This window comes from Fusicatenibacter faecihominis (assembly GCF_020686945.1).
GTDB lineage: Bacteria > Bacillota > Clostridia > Lachnospirales > Lachnospiraceae > Limivivens > Limivivens faecihominis.
This window is the reverse complement of record NZ_JAJEPR010000003.1, coordinates 190,234-209,556: the sequence shown is the minus strand read 5'-3', so window position 1 is coordinate 209,556 and position 19,323 is coordinate 190,234. Positions and strand designations below refer to the sequence as shown.

Sequence of the window (19,323 nt, the reverse complement as noted above, 5' to 3'; positions counted from 1 at the left end):
CTTGGCTCATTCATCTGAGATATGGAACTAAAAATCCCTTGAAAAATAAGGAAAAAAGACTTGACTATATAGGGAGGTTTTATGATGAAGAAAAAATTTACCGGCGCAGCCGCTCTGGGTCTTTGTCTGGCACTGGGAATTTCCATGGGCGCGAGCGCAGACAGCAGAAAGGTAGTAACCCTTGGAGCTGATCTTACTGACCAGCAGAAACAGATCGTAATGAACTATTTTGGTGTGACCTCCGATCAGGTGGATATCCTGACGATCACTAACCAGGACGAGAGAGATCATCTGGGATCTTATGTTCCTCTGGAGCAGATCGGAACCCACACATACAGCTGTGCACTGGTTTCTCCGACATCTTCCGGCGGAATCCAGGTAAAGACAGCAAACCTGGACTGGGTGACCTGCAACATGATCGCAACCACCCTTTCCACTTCCGGCGTTGTAAACTGTGACGTTATCGCAGCTGCACCGATCAGGGTATCCGGAACCGGCGCACTGACCGGAATCATTATGGCATACGAGCAGGCCAGCGGAGAGACCCTGAACCCGCAGAAAAAAGAGCTTGCCACCGAGGAGCTGGTTATCACCGGCCAGCTGGCTGACAATGTAGGCCAGAAGGAAGCCACCGCTATCGTCAACGAGGCGAAGACAGAGATTATCTCCCAGAATATCACCGATATCACGGTAATTCAGAATATCGTCAACGAGGCAGCCAGCGACAACAACGCACAGCTGACTCAGGACCAGCTGGATATGGTGACAGAGCTTCTGGATAAGATTTCCCAGGAGGATTACAACTACGACGATATGAAGGACACTCTGGAGCGCGTGGATGAGAACGTGGGAGTGACCAGTCAGGTAGATGAGCTGAACGGCCAGGAATCCAACGATGAGGAAAGTGCCGCACAGCAGGCTGCTCAGGATGCCGAGTCTGAGGCAGCAGCAGAAACAGAAACAGAGGTAAGTATTCTCGACAATACCAACGACGATGCTTTTGGTGATGATGTCATCACCGGTTCTACCCAGGAGACAGAGACCGATGCTCCGGCCACAGAGACCGAAGCTCCCGAGCAGGTTCTTGAGACTGAGATGCCCGCTGAGACCTACACCGGTGGCAGCAGCGACGGAATCGACGCACAGATGCCGGCAGAGACAGAGATGCTTGTCGAGACAGACGGCTACAGCGACACCGATTCCGAGATACCGGAGTTTGAGACCGAGGCTCCCGCAGAGACCGAAGCTCCTGCAGAGACCGAAGCTCCCGCAGAGACCGAAGCTCCTGCAGAAACGGAGATGTCCACCGAGCCGGAGTACACGATCGACGATCTGACCGAGGATAAGAAAGTAATCTACACTGAGATCAACTGGTATCTGGACAGAGTGCTGGATCTGACTACTGAGGAATCCAGAGTGGAAGCAGAGAACGGCCAGTACAAAGAAGAGTATGCAGAGATCAGCCAGATGGATGTGACTGCTCTGGAAGCAGACGAGGAAACCTCCAAAGAGCTGAAAGATAAGTTTGACAAGTTCCTTCTGAAAATGCTGGTCAAAGGCCTGGATGAAGAGGATAAGGCCATGGATGAGCTGGATACCGCTGAGTACGGCGCACCGGAAGTAAAGATGCTCTCTCAGGAAATCAAAGATCTGATCGTTACCGACGCAGATCAGAAGCTCACCAGCATCGACGGAACTCTCCGCCAGACCATCAGCGATGAGGCTGAGGCCTTTTTCAAGAAAATTTACGGTGTAGATGCCGGTGAGGAAGACGGAACCTACACGGAGGAAGAGCCGGGCGAGACTGAAGCTTACAGCGAAGATTATTACGATCAGGAAAGCTATGACGAGAGCTACGATGAAGGAATGATTCCGGAAGCAACCAACGACGGAACCATGGAATAAGCATTGTAAGTATAATGGTATCCTGGCAGATCAGAGATGGTTCTGCCAGGATATTTTTGTTGGGAGCGAAAACTGGCGGGAGAGGAGTCCGGCTTGTAATGCCGGTTGATCTGTGTTATAGTACAGGGCAGATAAAGAGGAGAGGCAGAAAAAACATGATTTCAAGAAGCATGCACGCAATTTTACACGCGCTTTCGTACGGCAATATCGAAGTGGAATCCTCCAGAAGGCTGGTGGATATCAAGAAACTGGACGCCATCCGGATTTTCTTAAAGAAACTGGATGAAAAAGTATACAATGGGGACTATGAGGTTCCGATCCGCCTGTATTTTCCGAGTGAGGAAGCCATGAAAAAAGGAATGGAGGAGCAGCAGGAATATCCGGTGCTTCTCTTTTTCCATGGGGGCGGCTGGGTGACGGAGAGCGTTGATACCTACAACCGGGTCTGCGCCCGGATGGCCCAGTCCACCGGCCAGATCGTGGTCTCGGTGGAATACCGCCTGGCTCCGGAGTACCGGTTTCCGACGGCCCTTCTGGACTGCTATGCGGCGGCGGAAGCCCTTTATGGAGGAAAGCTTTCTCTGAAAACTTCTCCGAAAAAGATCACGGTCATGGGGGACAGCGCTGGAGGAAATCTGGCGGCGGCTGTCTCCATCATGGCCCGGAACCGGGGCGATTTTACCGTGAAACGGCAGATCCTGATTTATCCCGCCCTGAATAACTGCTATACGGAAGCCTCCTCTTACCTTTCGGTGAAGGAAAACGGGACGGACTATCTTCTGACGGCGGTCAAGATGGAGGACTACTTGAAGCTCTATGAGAGCAGCCCGAAAGACCGGGAAAATCCCTACTTTGCGCCCCTTTTGGAAAAAGATCTTTCCAATCTTCCGGACACGCTGATCCTGACGGCGGAGTTTGACCCACTCCGGGACGAGGGGGAGGACTTTGGCCGGAAATTAAAAGAGGCAGGAAATCAGGTGGAGGTTCACCGGATTAAGGATGCCCTCCATGGATTTTTCGCGCTGGGGATTCAGTTCCTTCATGTGCGGGAAAGCTTTACTTATATGAATGCGTTTTTGCAGAAAGAAGCGTGAGAAGCGTGGAAACAGGTTATTCAAAATGGAGAAAACTGGACAATGCGGCCCTGGCTTTTCCTCTGGTCACGGGAAAAGACGACACGAGAGTGTTTCGTTTTTACTGTGAGCTCAGGGAAGCGGTGGATGAGGAAATCCTCCAGAAGGCGTTGGAAGAGACAATGGAAAAATATCCGCTTTTTCAGGCGGTTTTACGGAAAGGTCTTTTCTGGTTCTACCTGGAGCACCGGGATATCCGCCCCGTTGTGAAAAAGGAGAAAAAGCCGCCTTGCAGCAGGCTCTATATTCCGGACAAAAAATCCCTGCTTTTCGAGGTCAGCTATCATGAGAACCGGATCAATTTCGAGGTCTATCATGCGCTGACGGACGGCACCGGAGCCATGTATTTTCTGGAGGAGCTCGTGCAGAATTATCTGATTCTGGCCCATCCGGAGGCGAAGCTGCCCCGCATCGAGCCGGTGGAGGAGATCACGCCGGGGGATCAGGAGGAGGACAGCTTTTCCCAGTATTATTCCGCGGATCTTCCGAGAAATAAAGAGAAGAAGCCTGCGGCGGTGAAGCTCAAAGGGGAAAAGGTGGTCCATGAGGAAATGCACATCCTCGAGGCCGAGCTTCCAGTAAAAGAGCTCCACGCCAAAGCCAGGGCAAGAGGTGTCTCCATCACGGTCTATCTCACGGCGGTTCTGCTCTGCGCGATTCACGAAGAGATCCCGAAAAATAAGCAGAAACGGCCCATTGGCCTGATGATTCCGGTAAATTTGAGAAACTATTTTCCGTCCCAGTCCATGACAAACTTTTTCGGCTGGATCGAGATCAGCTTTGCCTTTCAGGAAGATACAACCTTTGAGGATGTGCTGACGGATGTGAAGGAGCAGTTTAAGCGGGAGCTTACGCCGGAAAAGATCGCCATGCACATGAACGGTTATGTGCGGATTGAGAAGCATTTTCTTGTGCGGATGGTGCCCCTTGAGATCAAGCGGTATTTCCTGATGGCGGGGGCAAACCTGGGCAGCCGCTGTATCACGGCGGTCTATTCCAATATCGGTATTTTGAAATTCCCGGAGGAGTACCGGAATTATATCGAGCGGTTTGGCATCTTCGCAAGCACGGATTCCTTTCAGCTCTGTTCCTGTTCCTACGAGGGAAAAATGGTCCTGGGCTTCACCTCGAAGCTCCCGGACGACAGCATCCAGCGGAATTTCCTGCAGATTCTGAAAAAAGAGGAGATCCCCTGCAGGGAGAAAAAGAACGATTTTCCGGGTTGCAAGGAGCAGTACAAAAAGGAAGATAAAAAAGTGTTCCAGCTTTTCACCTTCCTCTGTATCGCGGCGGCCGTGCTCTGCGGCATGATCAATTATCTGACGGCGGAGACTTTAAACTGGTTCTGGTTCGCGGGAGCAGGCTGTCTCTGCACTTGGCTGATTGTGACTGTGGCTTACAGGAAGCGGCGGAATCTTCTGAAAAACGAGATGTGGCAGCTGCTTCTGGTGACAGCCATCGCCGTGCTCTGGGATATTTTCACGGGCTGGCGGGGCTGGTCGGTGGACTTTGTGTTTCCGATTGGCGCACTGACGGTGCTCTGCTCGGTGCCGCTTATTGCGAAGGTCCAGAGGCTGGAGAGGGAAGAATATCTGTTTTATTTTATCCAGGCAGCAATGGCGGGCTGCGTGCCGATTCTTCTGGTCTGGACCGGCCTGGTGAAATTTACTTATCCGTCGGTGATCTGTGGCGGAATCAGTTTCCTGGTGCTGGCAGCGTTGTTTATTTTTGATTTGAAAGATACGATACGGGAGTTTCGGAAAAAGTTGCGGATGTAAAAAAGACAGTTCCATGCAGATGAAAAATATCTGGTGGAACTGTCTTTTTTCATTTAGGGGAGTCCAAGGCTTACATCCCCGTCTCCGGGAATCGTGACAGGCGTGTCCCCGTCTTCCTCGGCCCGTCGTTCTGTATCCTGGGTCTGAGTGCTGTCAGGATCAATGACCGTCGTGCTATCAGGAGTCTGGCTGTCTTTCAGACCGTCCAGGATCGTGGCCGGTTTATGGCCGGGACAGGTCTGAGAGGGCGGCGCGTAGTTGGTGTCGTCGGTGGTATCATAGTTGTCCTCGGGCTGTTTGATGAAGACCCGGGTGACGGGGGTGCAGGTGGAGCTGGCCAGAAGGCCGGTTTCCTGGCAGACCGTGAGGGCCACATGCTTGTCGCAGGAACTCTTGGGTTCAGTGCCCCGGATGAAATACTCCTCGTAAACCTGGCTGCCTCTCGGATCCTGGTCGCAGATGCCCTCGATGGCCAGTTTGCCGGACTTCTTGCAGACCGTTGCAGTGACGATGTCCTCGGGCTGCTCGAAATCTTTTACCGGGAGATTCTGATGAATCCGGTTCATGATGGCGTTCCAGAGAATCTTGTGGTAGGTGTGATAGGTGTCGCCGTCCACGGTGGGAAGGTCGTCGTTGTTGTCGTAGCCGCCCCAGATTGTGCAGGTGTAATAGGGCGTGTAGCCGGAGAACCAGATATCTTTATAATCGGAAGTGGTTCCCGTTTTTCCTGCCACGGGCATATCGCCGAGAGAGATCAGCGTTCCGGTTCCTTTGGTCACGACGTCCTTCATGGCGCTGGTCAGAAGCCAGGCATTTCCCTCCTTTAAGACCTTCGTGGTGACAGGTGTGCGGTTGTCGATGAGGACTTCGCCGTCGGCGTTTTCAATGTGGGAGTAGAACTTCGGCTTGATGTATTCTCCCTGGTTCGCGATGGCGGCAAAAGCGCCCGTGAGCTCCAGGTTTGTGACTCCGTTTGTGATGCCGCCCAGGGCCAGAGGCTGGTTCACATCCAGGGCCTCGCTGTTTTCCAGGGTGGAGATTCCGAAACGCTCCGCATACTGGAAACCGATAGCTGGGGTGATTTCCGTCAGGCATTTGACGGCCACGATGTTGATGGAGTTCGTGATGGCCTCGCGGATCGTGGTGTAGCCGGTGTAGGTGTTGTTGCTGTCCCAGTTGTTGACGGGGACTCCGTTCCGGTAGGTGTAGGGCGCGTTGTAGTAAACGCTGGAAAGAGTCATATTGTCATAATCCAGAGCCGGAGCGTAGGTGGTAATGATTTTGAAGGTGGAACCCGGCTGGCGGGTGGTGGCGGTGGCCCGGTTCAGGGTAAGGCTCGCTTCTTTGGTTCCGCGGCCGCCCACGATGGCTTTCACATAGCCGGTGGCCTGATCCATGATGACGAGGGAGGCCTGGGGCTGTGGAGCCAGAGAAATCCGTTCGCCCAGGATCGTTTCGCCGTTGGCTGTCTTGCTCTCTTTAAAGGAAGCGAGGGCAGAGCGGGCGGAATCTTCATCGTTGAACATCAGATTAAAGGAAGAATCAAAGTTCTGGCGATACCAGGAGCGGAAATCGTCGTTTCCATAATGGATCGTTTCGCCTTCCGTGGTCTGGACGCTGAGGGCATAGTCCACGCCCACCTGGGTTCCCGAGGGGAAATTGGCAAGGTTGGAAAATTCCTCGTCACAGATCTGCTGGATTGCCATATCCTGAACGGAATAGATTTTCAGGCCCTTGGTGAACAGGATCTTATTGGCCTGCTGTTCTGTGTAGCCCTTCTGTTCCATGAGATCCTGGATGATCTGGTCGATCATGGCGTCCACATAGTAAGTGTAGATCGAAGTCTCCTCAGTCTGGGAATCCGTCTCCTGAATTCGGGAGTAAACGTCGTCCGCCACCGCCTCATCGTAGGCTTCCTGGGTGATGTAGCCCTGTTCCAGCATGTAGTCCAGAACGGTCTGACGCCGCACTGCATTTTCCTCCGGATGGGTGATGGGGTTATAGCGGGTGGGGTTCTGGGTGATACCGGCCAGCACCGCGCACTCGGAGAGATTCAGCTCGGAAACGCTTTTTCCGAAGTAACGGCGGGAGGCGGCCTGAACGCCGTAGGTGCCGGCGCCGAGGTTGATGGTGTTGAGGTAATCCTCCAGAATCTGCTCCTTGCTGACCTTTTTCTCCAGTTGGAGGGCCAGGTATTGTTCCTGGAATTTCCGGCGGAAGCGGTCGATCAGGGAGGATTCGTTCATCCAGCCCGTGAAGACGCTGTTTTTCAGAAGCTGCTGGGTGATGGTGCTGGCTCCCTCGTCGAAGCGGCCGGAAGCAAGACCGTGAATGCCGGCGCGGAGAATGCCGCGGATGTCAATGCCCTTGTGCTGGTAGAAACGCTCGTCCTCGATGGCTACGACGGCATGCTGGAGATCCTCCGGGATCTGGTCGATCGTGACAATGGTCCGGTTGGAGGAGCCGAGGGAGAGCTTCTGCATGACGGAACCATCGCTGTTATAGATGTAGGTGGCGGACTCCGAGGGGGTCACGGAAAGGTTGGAAATATCAGGCGCCGTGGCGATGAGGCCTTTTAAGGCACCGAAGCCTGCCGCCGTTCCTAAGACCGCGCCCACGAGAAGCAGGAGCAGGAAGATTTTGAGGCAGGTATAAGCCAGCTTCCGCCCGGCTTTGGTGTTGAGATCCGTCTTTTTTAAATTAGGTAAGTTCCATTTGCTGAAATTCATGAATGATACTCCTTGGATGTGTTGCTATCTTCATATGCCTACGAATTGCTCCGCTGCAAAGCAGCTTACGCAAGGTCTCCGCTCCGCTTCGGTCGCTGCTAAACGTGTGCCACTGGCACACAGCACCTGCAAACATTCGAAATCCGCTGATTTACTGCGTAAATCGCTACTGTCTCCGCTCCGCTTCGGTCGGTGCAAAACGAACATCCACTGGATGTTCTGCACCTCATGTTTGGCGGGTTCCAAGTTCAAAAGCTTTATCGTGCAAGCACGAACAGCTTTTTGAACTTTTGACCCTAGCATCTTCATTATACCAAAAGTAAATCCTTTTCAAAACCCCTATTTGAAATATACTCTCTTGTCTGATATACTGTTTCCAGAAAAAAGGTGATTATGCATGGGAGGAAATAGATGAAAACGCAGAAAATTTTATATAAAGGCGGGGAAGGGGAGCTCATCGAGAAAAAATCCCGCTTCATCGCCACGACCCGGCCGGTGGAATCCGAGGAGGAGGCTCTGGCCTTCATCGCGGAGATGAAGAAAAAATACTGGGATGCTACCCACAACTGCTCCGCCTTTGTCATCGGCGACCGGCAGCAGATCCAGCGCTGCAGCGATGACGGCGAGCCCCAGGGAACCGCGGGCCGTCCCATGCTGGATGTACTTCTGGGGGAAGATATCCACAACATGGCCGTAGTTGTAACCCGGTATTTCGGCGGCACCCTTCTCGGTACCGGTGGTCTTGTGCGGGCTTATTCCAAATCTGTCCAGGTGGGGCTGGAAGCCTCGGAGGTCATTGAAAAACGAAGCGGTTTCCTCTTGAAAATGGCTGCGGATTATAACGGCATCGGAAAGATTCAGTACATCCTCGGGAAAAAAGGCCTCCCCACGATCGCTTCCGAGTACGGAGCCGACGTGACGCTGGAGGTTCTGGTTCCAGAGGAAGAAGAGAAAGGCCTCAAAGAGGAGATCACGGAAGGAACCAGCGGCAGGACCGTCTACCAGGAAGAAAAGGCTGTCCTTTACGCGATACTCAGCGACGGCACGCCGCTGATTGAAGAGCTTCCGCAGTAAACTATGGCGCTTGCATTTTCCGGGGAGCCGGTGTACAATGAGACGATTCCTTTTCAGGAGGTAAGAAAATGAAAAACAGGTGTGAAGCACCCATCGGTGTGTTTGATTCCGGCGTTGGCGGACTGACCGTGGTCCGCGAGATCATGCGGAATCTTCCCAACGAGGAGATTGTATATTTTGGCGATACGGCCAGAGTTCCTTACGGAAGCAAATCCAAGGAGACGGTGACCCGCTATTCGAGGCAGATCGTCCGTTTCCTTCAGTCCAAGGAGGTCAAGGCCATCGTGGTCGCCTGCAATACAGCCAGTGCCTATGCGCTGGAAACCATCAAGAAAGAACTGGATATTCCCATCATCGGCGTGGTGGAGCCCGGAGCCCGGGTAGCCTGTGAGACCACGGTGAATGACCGCATCGGCGTCATCGGTACGGAGGCGACGGTCCATTCCGGCATTTATACGAGCTTTATCCGCAGGCAGAAACCGGATGTGCAGGTGGTGAGCAAGGCCTGCCCCCTCTTTGTTCCGCTGGTGGAAGAGGGGTGGCTCAAGGATCCCATCACGATGGAGGTCGCAAGGCGTTATCTGGAGGAGCTGCTTCAGTATGATATCGACACGCTGATTCTTGGCTGTACCCATTATCCGCTGCTCCGGTCTACAGTGCAGAAAATTGTGGGAGACAAGGTAAATCTGGTTAATCCGGCCTATGAGACTGCTCGGGATCTCAAGAAGCTTCTGGAGCGGGAAAATCTTTCCAATCCGGACACGGAGACCGATCCTAGCGAGATGAGCCACCGCTTCTATGTCAGCGACGCGGCGGACAAATTCAATAAATTTGCCAATTCGATCCTTCCGTATGATATTGATACGACGCAGGAAATCCCCATTGAGGAGTACTAAATGACAAAAGATGTGATGATCCGGATCAAAGGATTGCAGTACGCAGAGGGCCAGGAGTCAGACACTACGGAGCTGATGCTGCCGGGCCAGTTCTTTGAGAGGGACGGTTTGAGTTTTGTAAAATACGATGAGATCGTGGAGGACGGCGGGGAGACAATCAGGAATCTCCTGAAGTTCAGCGATACAAAACTTACGGTGATCCGGCACGGAGCCGTGGAATCCTCCATGAGTTTTGAGAAGGGAAAAAAGCTCCGGAGCCTTTACCGCACGCCCTTCGGCGACCTGGAGGTGGGAACGCTGGTTTCCCGTTTTCTGATTCTTCGGACGGAGGAAAATATCCGGCTGGAAGTCGATTACGCGCTGGAAATGAACGGCGCCCACGCGGCGGAGAACCGCATTGCGGTCACGATCCGCTCCCGGAAAAATGCATAAAAAAATCCATCTGCTGAAAAAACTAAGGCAGATGGATTTTTTTTACTTTTTCTTCTTTTTCTTGGAACCTGATTTCTTTACGTTAGAAGCATTGCCTGTATTTTTTGCGGCAGCCTGTTTCTGCGGAGCCGGCGCTTTGCTGGCAGTCTGTTTTGCTGCCGGTGCGGAAGCTTTGGATTCGGAAGCGGTTTCTGCTTTCTTGTCCTTGCCGGTAACTTTGTTTTTCATGCGCTTGAAGAATCCCTCTTTGGCTTTCGGGGTCTCTAAAACCGTACCGCGCACGCCTTTTACATCAGTTATGTAAAGACCGCTGATGGTGGCTTTGACCTCCTTTTTCACGGGGATCATCTCAAAAACTTTGGCATCGGCGATGAAGGTCATGATCCTGGGGCCGACCTTTGCTTTGACAATGGGAAGTTTCGTTCTTCTCATGATCTTCGGCGTACTGTCAAGCACCATCTGAGGAAGTCCGGCTTCCTTCATCTTTAGCTTCTTCTTGTCGATGACCAGCATGGAAACCGTCTGCTTGGCAGCCTCCATCTGTTCCTGCTGTACCGCCTGCTTCTTCTGCAGTCTTCTTCCTACAAAGTAAAGAACAGCCAGCAGGACAACTACGATCGTCAGAATGATCAGGAATACATTTAAGACGGTATGCATAGTTTCCCTCCTGTTAAAAATATTACATTAGCTTATTGTACCATTGTTTCAGGGAAAGTGCAATAATTCTTTATTTTTTCTTAAAACGCATAGAATCGGGGAAAATGGGCTACTATTTAGGAGAAATTATGATATAATGAATGGGTGTCAGCTTACGCAGTATGGAGGAAACGAACTATGGACGAGAACGAAAGACAGCGTCGCGCCCGGCTTCGGATGAAGAAGCGGAGACGTCAGGTTCTGATCGGGAGAACGATCGTAGCGCTGCTCCTTGTGATTCTGGCCGCCTTATGCGTCTTTGTGGTCAGAGATCTTGTGGGAGGGAAAAAAGACAAAGTCACGCCGGAGGGCAAAGCCACGGAAGCGGCGGCAGTACCCGGCACGGAAAGTACAGCAGCAGAGAGCGAATCCGAAAGCGCCGCGGAGACCGAGACGGAAGCCGTGGATGTGATGGCGGAGGCCAAACTTAAAGCCGCCCAGTACGATTACGACGGAGCCATGGAGCTTCTGAAGTCTTCACCGGATTATGAATCAAATACAGAAATGCAGCAGGCAGTCACCGATTATGCCATGGCGAAAAATTCCCTCGTGGAATATCCTATCGACCAGGTGACGCATGTATTTTTCCACTCGATGATCGTGGATACCAACCGGGCTTTTGGAAAAGGAGCCGGAGATCCCACGACAGACGGCCTCAATCAGGTCATGACAACGATGAGCGAATTTACCCAGATCATGCAGTCCATGTATGACAAGGGCTATGTGATGGTGAGTCTCCACGATATGTGCAATGTGGATGAGAACGGCAACGTGACCAGGGGAACGATCCTGCTTCCGGAAGGAAAGAAAGCCTTCGTGCTTTCCCAGGATGATGTGAGCTATTATCACTATCAGGACGGTTACGGTCTGGCAGACAAGCTTCTCATCGACGAGAACGGAGAGGTGAAGAACCAGTACACCGATGCTGATGGCAACGTGCTGATCGGCGATTACGATATGGTTCCCTGGATTGATACCTTTGTAAAAGAACATCCGGATTTTTCCTATCACGGACACAAAGGCATCATTGCCCTGACCGGATATAACGGCATTTTGGGCTACCGGACCGATATCGCATACAAGACGAGAGAAAATCTGGACAGCTTCCAGCAGGCCTGGTTTGAGCAGCATCCGGATTTTGACGAGGCAGCCTACAACAAGGAATGTGAGGATGCCAAAGCTGTGGCGGACGCCATGAAAGCCACGGGCTGGGAATTTGCCAGTCACACCTGGGGTCACATCAATGTGGGACAGAAATCCCTGGAGGGTATCCAGACCGATACGGAAAAATGGCTCAACTATGTATCGCCTCTTGTGGGCGGCACTGATGTGATCATTTTCGCTTTCGGCGCGGACCTGGGCGACTGGACCGGTTATACCACAGACAATGAGAAATTCAACTACCTGAAGAGTCAGGGCTTCGATATTTACTGTAATGTGGACTCTACCCAGTACTGGGTACAGTTCGGAAGCAACGTGACCAACGGCGGCCAGTACATGCGCCAGGGCCGCAGAAATCTGGACGGTTACCGGATGTATTACAATCCGGAGATGGTGGAGGATCTTTTCGACGCCAAGGCAGTCTTTGATCCCGCCAGACCGACGCCGGTGCCGCCGATGTGATAATACCAGGGTGCGGGAGCTGCTTCGCAGCGGAGCACTTCGTAGGTATTATCAGACTAATATGTATGTATGCCAAAACCATCCCCACCCGGGAATGGTATGGATCATAAAAAAGAAAAAGGGGACTAAACCAATGAAAAAGAAAGTAATTATGGCCCTTCTACTGGGCCTGTGCGTAACAGCAACTGGATATACAGGAGCTTACGCTTCTGAGACCGAGACAGAAACCGTAGCAGAGACAGAAACTGCTGCAGCAGAAGACACTACTGAGGCAGCTACAGAAGCTTCCAGCGAGGCTGAGACCACAGCTGAGACCGAAGCTCTGGGCGATGAGCCGGATTACAAGGCCCTTGACTATGTGACCCTGGGTCAGTATAAAGGCCTGGAAGTAACCGTTTCTTCTCTGGATGTGACTGAGGATGACATTCAGCAGCAGTATTACGATGACTGCAACACCAACGACAAGCTTCTTGAGGTAACAGAGGGCGAGGTTGCAGAAGGTGATGTGGTAAATATCGACTATGTGGGAAGTATCGACGGCGTAGAGTTTGACGGCGGCACCGATAAAGGTGTGGATCTGACCATCGGTTCCGGCACCTTCATTCCGGGCTTCGAGGATGGACTTATCGGAGCTGCCATCGGCAAAGAGGTAAATGTAAACGTAACCTTTCCGGAGAACTATCGGAATACCGATGTTGCCGGAAAAGACGCCGTTTTCGCAGTCACCGTAAACTTTGTGAAAAAGACACCGGAGATGACCGATGACATCGTTTCCGAGATCTCCAGCTACACCACCGTAGACGAGTATCGTCAGGGCGTGGAGGAGCAGCTGAAGGCTGACAAGGAGACCCAGCAGAATTCCGATAAGATCAACGGCATTCTGAATCAGATCTACAGCGCTTCCACGATCAACGGCTATCCCGAGGAAGTAGTAAACTATCGTACCGCTCAGATGAAAAATTATTACACTCAGATTGCAGAGCAGGCAGATATGACTCTGGCAGATTTCCTGAGCAATCAGCTCCAGATGACTGAGGAACAGTTCGACGAGCAGTGCCCGGCAGTCATCAAGCAGAGCATGATCCAGGAGCTCCTTCTGAAAGCCGTTGCTGAGTCCGAGAATATGGAGATCAGCGATGAGGAATACGAGGCAGGCATTGAGAAATATATGGAGAGCACCGGCGCAGAGAGCAAAGAGACTCTTCTTGCCAACTACACTGAGGCAGAGATCCGCAGAAGCCTGATCATGGACAAGGCTCTCGATTTCCTGAAAGAGAACACTACTGTAAAAGTAGAGGGTGAGGACGAGACCGAGGCTTCTTCTGAGGCAGAGAGCACTTCTGAGACCGAAGCGGCTTCTGAGGCAGAGACCGAGACAGAGGCAGCTTCCGAGACAGCAGCAGAGACAGAAACAGCCGCTGAGACTGAGAGCGAAACCGCAGCAGAGTAAAAGAGATGAGAAATGCCCCGCGGCGAAAGCGCTGCGGGGTGTTTTTATAGGGAGGTATTATGATGATCCGAGAATTAGAAGCCAGAGAGATCGAGAAGATCTACCGGGAAGAAATGACCGGAGATTTTCCGGCGGAGGAATTAAAGCCCATCGACCTGATCCTGAGACTGAAAGCGGAAGGCCGTTACTGCGCTTTTGGAAATTTTGAAGGGGAAAAACTCACCGCTTACGCCTTCCTGATCCATGAAAAAGACGATCCCGTCTACCTGCTGGATTTCTTTGCCGTGTGCAGGGGAGGAAGAGATCAGGGCATCGGAAGCACCTTTATCCGGGAGCTTTTACATAAGTTAAATCCCGAGTTCTGGATTCTGGAGGTGGAGGATATCGCTTCCGCGGCCAATGAGGAAGAGCGGGAGATCCGGACCAGAAGGATGGATTTTTATCATAAGAACGGTGTCAAAGATACGACGATGTACACCTGTCAGTACGGTGTGAACCTGAAGCTTCTCTACCTTTCCGAAAAAGAGATCACGGGCGATATCGAGCCCGGCCTCTATGAAAAGCTCGATGCGATCTATCAATTTACCTTTGGGGAGCGCTATCAGGACGGTACCGTCACGCTGATGAAGCCGGAGCGCCTCTGGTGGAAGGAAGCCGTGGTTTATCAGATCTATCCCAGAAGCTTTAAGGACAGCAACGGAGACGGCATTGGCGATCTCCGGGGCATCATTGAAAAAATGGATTATCTTCAGGAGCTCGGTGTGGACGTGATCTGGCTTTCTCCGATTTACGAGTCGCCGAACGATGACAATGGCTACGATATCAGCAATTATCAGGCCATCATGAAGGGATTTGGCACGATGGAGGATTTTGATGAGATGCTGGCCTCTGCCCATGCCCACGGCCTCCGCCTCGTTATGGATCTGGTGGTAAACCATACTTCCGACGAGCATCCCTGGTTTGTTGAGAGCCGGAAATCCGTTGACAATCCTTACCGTGATTACTACATCTGGCGGGAAGGAAAAGACGGCAAGTTTCCCAATAACTGGGGCTCCTGCTTTACCGGAAGTGCTTGGGAGTTTGACGAAAGGACTCAGATGTATTACCTCCATCTCTTCTCTAAAAAACAGCCGGATCTGAACTGGGAGAACCCGAAGGTCCGGGAGGAAGTTTTCCGGATGATGAACTGGTGGCTGGACAAGGGCGTGGATGGCTTCCGGATGGATGTTCTGAGCCTGCTTTCCAAGGAGCCTGGTCTGCCGGATCTGGGGCCGGTACTCAACGGCTATGCCGTCTACAATGCCTGTGCCAACGGTCCCCGCGTTCATGAGTATATCCAGGAGATGCGCCGGAAGGTTCTGAACCGGGCAGACACGATCACTGTGGGCGAGTGCTGTGCAGTAACCCTGGAGGAGGCAAAAAAATATGCTTCCCGCGATGGAAGAGAGGTCAATATGGTCTTCCAGTTTGAGCACATGGATGTGGACTCCGACGGCGAGAACAAGTGGACCGACAAAAAGATGGATCTTCGAAAAATGAAGGAAGTTCTGACCCGCTGGGAAAAAGGACTGGAGGGCATCGCCTGGAACAGCCTTTTCTGGGAAAATCACGCTCAGCCCCGTTCCGTCAGCCGCTACGCAGACGACGGCAGATATCGCGTTCGCTCCGCGAAAATGCTGGCCACCTGTCTTCATATGATGCAGGGAACACCCTACGTTTATCAGGGAGAAGAGCTTGGCATGACCAATGCGCCCTTCCAGTCCGTTTCTGACTTCCGGGATCTGGACAGCATCAACGCTTACCGGGATCTCGTGAAGGACCAGAAGGTTTTCACTGAGGAAGAGATGCTTCGTTTCCTCCGGAAAAAGAGCCGCGACAACGCGAGAACGCCCTTCCAGTGGGATGATTCCGAAAATGGAGGCTTTACCACAGGAACGCCCTGGATCATGGTAAATCCCAATTATAAAGAGATCAATGCGAAGGAGGAGCTCGCCGATCCGGCTTCCGTTTTCCATTACTATCAGAAGCTGATCCGCCTGAGAAAAGAGAATCCGATCATGGTCTACGGAACCTACGACCTTCTTCTGCCGGAGTCAGAGACGATTTATGCCTACACCCGGACACTTGGCAAAGAAAAACTTCTGGTGGTCTGCAGCTTTTCCGGTGAGGAAGAGACGTTTGACTGCCCGGAGGAGTTCGTTGTCACAGAGCGTTTCCTGACCAACTGTGAGACGGAGATTCCGGAAAAATGCCCGGAAAAACTGGTTCTTCCACCCTGGGGAGCCGTTGTTTACCATCTGAAGGGTTGACAAAAAATTGCTTTTGACATAAAATGCAGATAGATTGGCGTTGAAGGGAGATAGTACAGAGAGACTGCTGCTTCAGAGAGGAGACCCACCGGCTGAGAGGTTTCCGCAGAAAAGGATCTGGAACCGGGCCCGGAGCCCCGTGCAAACCACGGCGTAGAACCGGCGTTAACGGAATGAATGAGAGGACAGCTTTGGGCTGTTAAAAAGGGTGGTACCGCCGGAGTGATTTTCGGTCCCTTGCAAGATGCATGGGGGACGAGAATCCTCCGGCGTTTTGCTTCTATTTATTAAAGAATAAAAAAGGAGAAAAAACATGGCACAAGACAAGAAACTTGTAGAAGCGATCACATCCATGGAAGAAGATTTCGCCCAGTGGTATACGGATGTGGTAAGAAAAGCAGAACTGATCGATTACACCAGCGTAAAAGGCTGCATGGTCATCAAACCGGCTGGTTATGCCATCTGGGAGAACATCCGCAATGAGCTGGACCGCCGTTTCAAAGAGGCTGGCGTGGAGAACGTTTATCTTCCGATGTTCATTCCCGAGAGCCTGCTTCAGAAGGAGAAGGATCATGTGGAAGGCTTTGCTCCCGAGGTAGCCTGGGTGACAAAGGGCGGACTGGAAGATCTCCAGGAGCGTCTCTGCGTGCGTCCGACCTCTGAGACCCTGTTCTGTGATTTCTATAAAAATGACATTCATTCTTATCGTGACCTTCCGAAGGTTTACAACCAGTGGTGTTCCGTTGTCCGCTGGGAGAAGACGACCCGTCCCTTCCTCCGTTCCAGAGAGTTCCTGTGGCAGGAAGGCCATACCGCACATGCCACTGCAGAAGAGGCTGAGGCAAGAACCGAGCAGATGCTGAACCTCTATGCAGACTTCTGTGAGGAGTATCTGGCAATGCCCGTTATCCGCGGACAGAAAACTGAGAAGGAGAAATTCTCCGGCGCAGAGGCAACCTACACCATCGAGGCTCTGATGCACGACGGAAAAGCTCTTCAGTCCGGTACCAGCCACAACTTCGGTGACAACTTCTCCAAACCCTTCGAGATTCAGTTCACCGACAAAGACAACAAGCTGAAATATGTTTACCAGACTTCCTGGGGAATGACCACCCGTCTGATCGGCGCGATCATCATGGTACACGGCGACAACAGCGGTCTGGTGCTTCCTCCGAAGGTAGCTCCCGTGCAGGTGATGGTAATTCCGATTCAGCAGAAAAAAGAAGGCGTTCTCGACAAAGCTGCTGAGGTGAGAGATGCTCTCAAGGCTGCCGGCATCCGTGCGAAGATGGATGATTCCGAGAAGAGCCCGGGCTGGAAATTCTCCGAGCAGGAGATGAGAGGTATCCCCGTCCGTGTAGAGCTGGGACCCAAGGATATCGCTGCCGGTCAGGCTGTTGTCGTAAGAAGAGATACCAGAGAGAAGATTACCGTTGCCATCGACGAGCTGGCTGCCAAACTTCCGGAGATCCTGGCCAGCATCCAGCATGACCTTTTCGAGAAAGCAAAGAAACATCGTGACAGCCATACCTATGAGGCTCACAACAAAGAAGAGATGAAAGATCTTGCTGACAACAAGCCTGGTTTCATCAAAGCTATGTGGTGCGGCTGCCGTGAGTGTGAGGATGCCATGAAGGAAGAGTTCGGCGTAACCAGCCGCTGCATGCCCTTCCATCAGGAGCAGATCGCTGACACCTGCGTTTACTGCGGCAAACCCGCCAAGAAGATGGTTTACTGGGGAAAAGCTTATTGATTTAGAACATGTAAAAAACTCCGCGGACGAGAAATCCGTGGAGTTTTTTTGTATTAGAAACATAATAGTTAGCGGCGGTACGCATAATCCGGCAGTCCGTTCTTCATCGGGATCGCCGGGTTTCCCTGAATCAGCGGGCGGGCATAGGTGAGAAATTCTTCGGAGACATCGGTGCCGTCCTTCGTGATCCATTCCAGGGGAACTTTTTTCTCCTGGTTGCAGATACTGTTCACATCCTCGAGGCTGCAGGTGAGTTCGTAGGGCTCATCGCTGGTACGGACGAAGGAGACCATTTTTCCGGATTCCCCTTTGAGGGCGGCCTCCACAGCGGAGCTTCCGGCGAGGGCCGCTTCTCTGGCGTCGGTGAGAGACTGGGAGAAGATGGAGCAGCGCTGGCAGAGGTTCAGCTCGACGGAGCGGACCTTGATTCCGAGGCGTTCCCGCACGAGGTTTTCCAGATATTTTCCGCAGCCCGTGAGCATCTTGTGGCCGAAAGTGTCGGTGCCGGCGGAACCGGTGTATTCGCAGATAAATTTACCCTCCGCGTCATGGATGCCCTCAGAGACACAGACGATGAGGCTGTTTTTTGTTTCAAAAGCCTTCTCGATGCGGCGGATAAAGTCCTCCTGGTCGAAAGCGACCTCGGGAAGGTAGATCAGGATGGGATTGTCACCCTCAAATTTCCTTGAAAGGGCGGCGGCGGCGGTGAGCCAGCCGGCGTGGCGGCCCATGATCTCAATGATGGTGACAGATTTGGCCTCGTAGCCGGAAGCGTCCAGGCCGATCTCACAGACGGAGGCGGCCACATATTTGGCAGCGCTTCCGAACCCGGGTGTGTGGTCTGTGAGGATCAGGTCATTGTCAATGGTCTTGGGAACGCCGATGAAACGGATGCTGCTTTTGTGAATCTCGGCGGCCCGGGAGAGTTTGCTCACGGTGTCCATGGAGTCGTTTCCGCCGATGTATAAGAAATAGCCGATGGAGAGTTCCTCGAATTTCCGGAAAAGTTCTGCATAGACCGGATCGGAAAGATTCTCGGGAAGCTTATAGCGGCAGGAACCGAGATAGGCGCCGGGAGTGGTACGAAGCGCAGTCAGGGTCTGGGAATCCAGCTCCGCAAGATCCATATATTTTCCCTTCAGGAAGCCCTGAATGCCGTTGATCATGCCGTAAACATGGCCAATTTCTTCGCTGTGGGCAAGGCCCTCCTGGATCACGCCGTAAAGGCTGCTGTTGATAACGGCGGTGGGGCCGCCGGACTGTCCAACGATCAGATTTTTCATGAAAAAACCCCTTTCTTCTGTAAGGTTTTTGTTTTCTTCAGGATCAAAACGTATGCGGAAGGCAGACAGAACCTGCCTGACAGTCATACGCAGATCAGACCCAGATATCATTCTATCATAAAAGCGTTCAAAGAGATACCCCCAAAAGTCGGAAAGAGAAAAAAGGAAAACAGTTTCCGGAAATCCGTCGCAGAAAGACAAAAATACGCTGGAAAACTACAGAAAGTTGTTGACAAATAAAAAATCGGGGCGTATGATTAAC

Annotated in this window: 12 protein-coding genes and 1 pseudogene; 10 read left to right on the top strand and 3 right to left on the bottom strand. The window is 52.2% G+C overall.

Translation table 11 applies throughout. The annotated features are described in order from the left end of the window. Window positions 1-81 precede the first annotated feature (81 nt). From LKD71_RS03035 to LKD71_RS03025, 3 genes are all read left to right on the top strand, one after another. On the top strand, window positions 82-1,905 hold the full coding sequence (locus LKD71_RS03035) for a DUF1002 domain-containing protein (protein WP_227614288.1): 1,824 nt from the start codon (window positions 82-84) through the stop codon (window positions 1,903-1,905). A 155-nt stretch (window positions 1,906-2,060) separates the two neighbouring features. Beyond that, window positions 2,061-2,999 (top strand): alpha/beta hydrolase, encoded by a 939-nt coding sequence (locus LKD71_RS03030; RefSeq protein ID WP_331466365.1) that lies wholly within the window; start codon window positions 2,061-2,063, stop codon window positions 2,997-2,999. Window positions 3,000-3,004: 5 nt separating this feature from the next. Further along, entirely contained in the window at window positions 3,005-4,816 is a 1,812-nt protein-coding gene (locus tag LKD71_RS03025) for a DUF6320 domain-containing protein (RefSeq protein WP_227614287.1), read from the top strand. Between the two features lie 53 nt (window positions 4,817-4,869). On the opposite strand, the gene LKD71_RS03020 is transcribed toward LKD71_RS03025, so the two are convergent. Then, on the bottom strand, window positions 4,870-7,545 hold the full coding sequence (locus LKD71_RS03020; RefSeq protein WP_227614286.1) for a transglycosylase domain-containing protein: 2,676 nt from the start codon (window positions 7,543-7,545) through the stop codon (window positions 4,870-4,872). Window positions 7,546-7,956: 411 nt separating this feature from the next. Here LKD71_RS03020 and LKD71_RS03015 point away from each other — a divergent pair, with 411 nt between their 5' ends. The 3 genes from LKD71_RS03015 to LKD71_RS03005 all read left to right on the top strand — a co-directional run bounded on the left by LKD71_RS03015 (window position 7,957) and on the right by LKD71_RS03005 (window position 9,947). Continuing rightward, on the top strand, window positions 7,957-8,619 hold the full coding sequence (locus LKD71_RS03015) for a YigZ family protein (RefSeq protein ID WP_178045333.1): 663 nt from the start codon (window positions 7,957-7,959) through the stop codon (window positions 8,617-8,619). A gap of 68 nt (window positions 8,620-8,687) precedes the next feature. Beyond that, on the top strand, window positions 8,688-9,515 hold the full coding sequence (murI, locus tag LKD71_RS03010) for a glutamate racemase (RefSeq protein WP_178045334.1): 828 nt from the start codon (window positions 8,688-8,690) through the stop codon (window positions 9,513-9,515). Next, window positions 9,516-9,947, top strand: a complete 432-nt coding sequence (locus LKD71_RS03005; RefSeq protein WP_227614285.1) for a DUF1934 domain-containing protein — start codon at window positions 9,516-9,518, stop codon at window positions 9,945-9,947. A gap of 204 nt (window positions 9,948-10,151) precedes the next feature. Here LKD71_RS03005 and LKD71_RS03000 read toward each other — a convergent pair. Further along, a pseudogene (locus tag LKD71_RS03000) lies at window positions 10,152-10,604 on the bottom strand (hypothetical protein); the annotation flags it as partial. 177 nt (window positions 10,605-10,781) lie between these two features. On the opposite strand from LKD71_RS03000, the gene LKD71_RS02995 reads away from it, so the two are divergent. From LKD71_RS02995 to proS, 4 genes are all read left to right on the top strand, one after another. Further along, a complete protein-coding gene (locus tag LKD71_RS02995; RefSeq protein WP_227614284.1) occupies window positions 10,782-12,266 on the top strand; it encodes a polysaccharide deacetylase in 1,485 nt (494 codons plus the stop codon). Between the two features lie 133 nt (window positions 12,267-12,399). Then, the gene (gene tig, locus LKD71_RS02990) at window positions 12,400-13,716 is read left to right on the top strand and encodes a trigger factor (protein WP_178045337.1); all 1,317 of its coding nucleotides are present in this window, start codon (window positions 12,400-12,402) and stop codon (window positions 13,714-13,716) included. Window positions 13,717-14,339: 623 nt separating this feature from the next. Beyond that, window positions 14,340-16,025, top strand: a complete 1,686-nt coding sequence (locus LKD71_RS02985) for a glycoside hydrolase family 13 protein (RefSeq protein WP_227614291.1) — start codon at window positions 14,340-14,342, stop codon at window positions 16,023-16,025. 313 nt (window positions 16,026-16,338) lie between these two features. Beyond that, on the top strand, window positions 16,339-17,778 hold the full coding sequence (gene proS, locus LKD71_RS02980) for a proline--tRNA ligase (protein WP_178045338.1): 1,440 nt from the start codon (window positions 16,339-16,341) through the stop codon (window positions 17,776-17,778). Between the two features lie 68 nt (window positions 17,779-17,846). On the opposite strand, the gene LKD71_RS02975 is transcribed toward proS, so the two are convergent. Next, a complete protein-coding gene (locus LKD71_RS02975; protein ID WP_177291757.1) occupies window positions 17,847-19,061 on the bottom strand; it encodes a 6-phosphofructokinase in 1,215 nt (404 codons plus the stop codon). Between the last annotated feature and the right edge of the window lie 262 nt (window positions 19,062-19,323).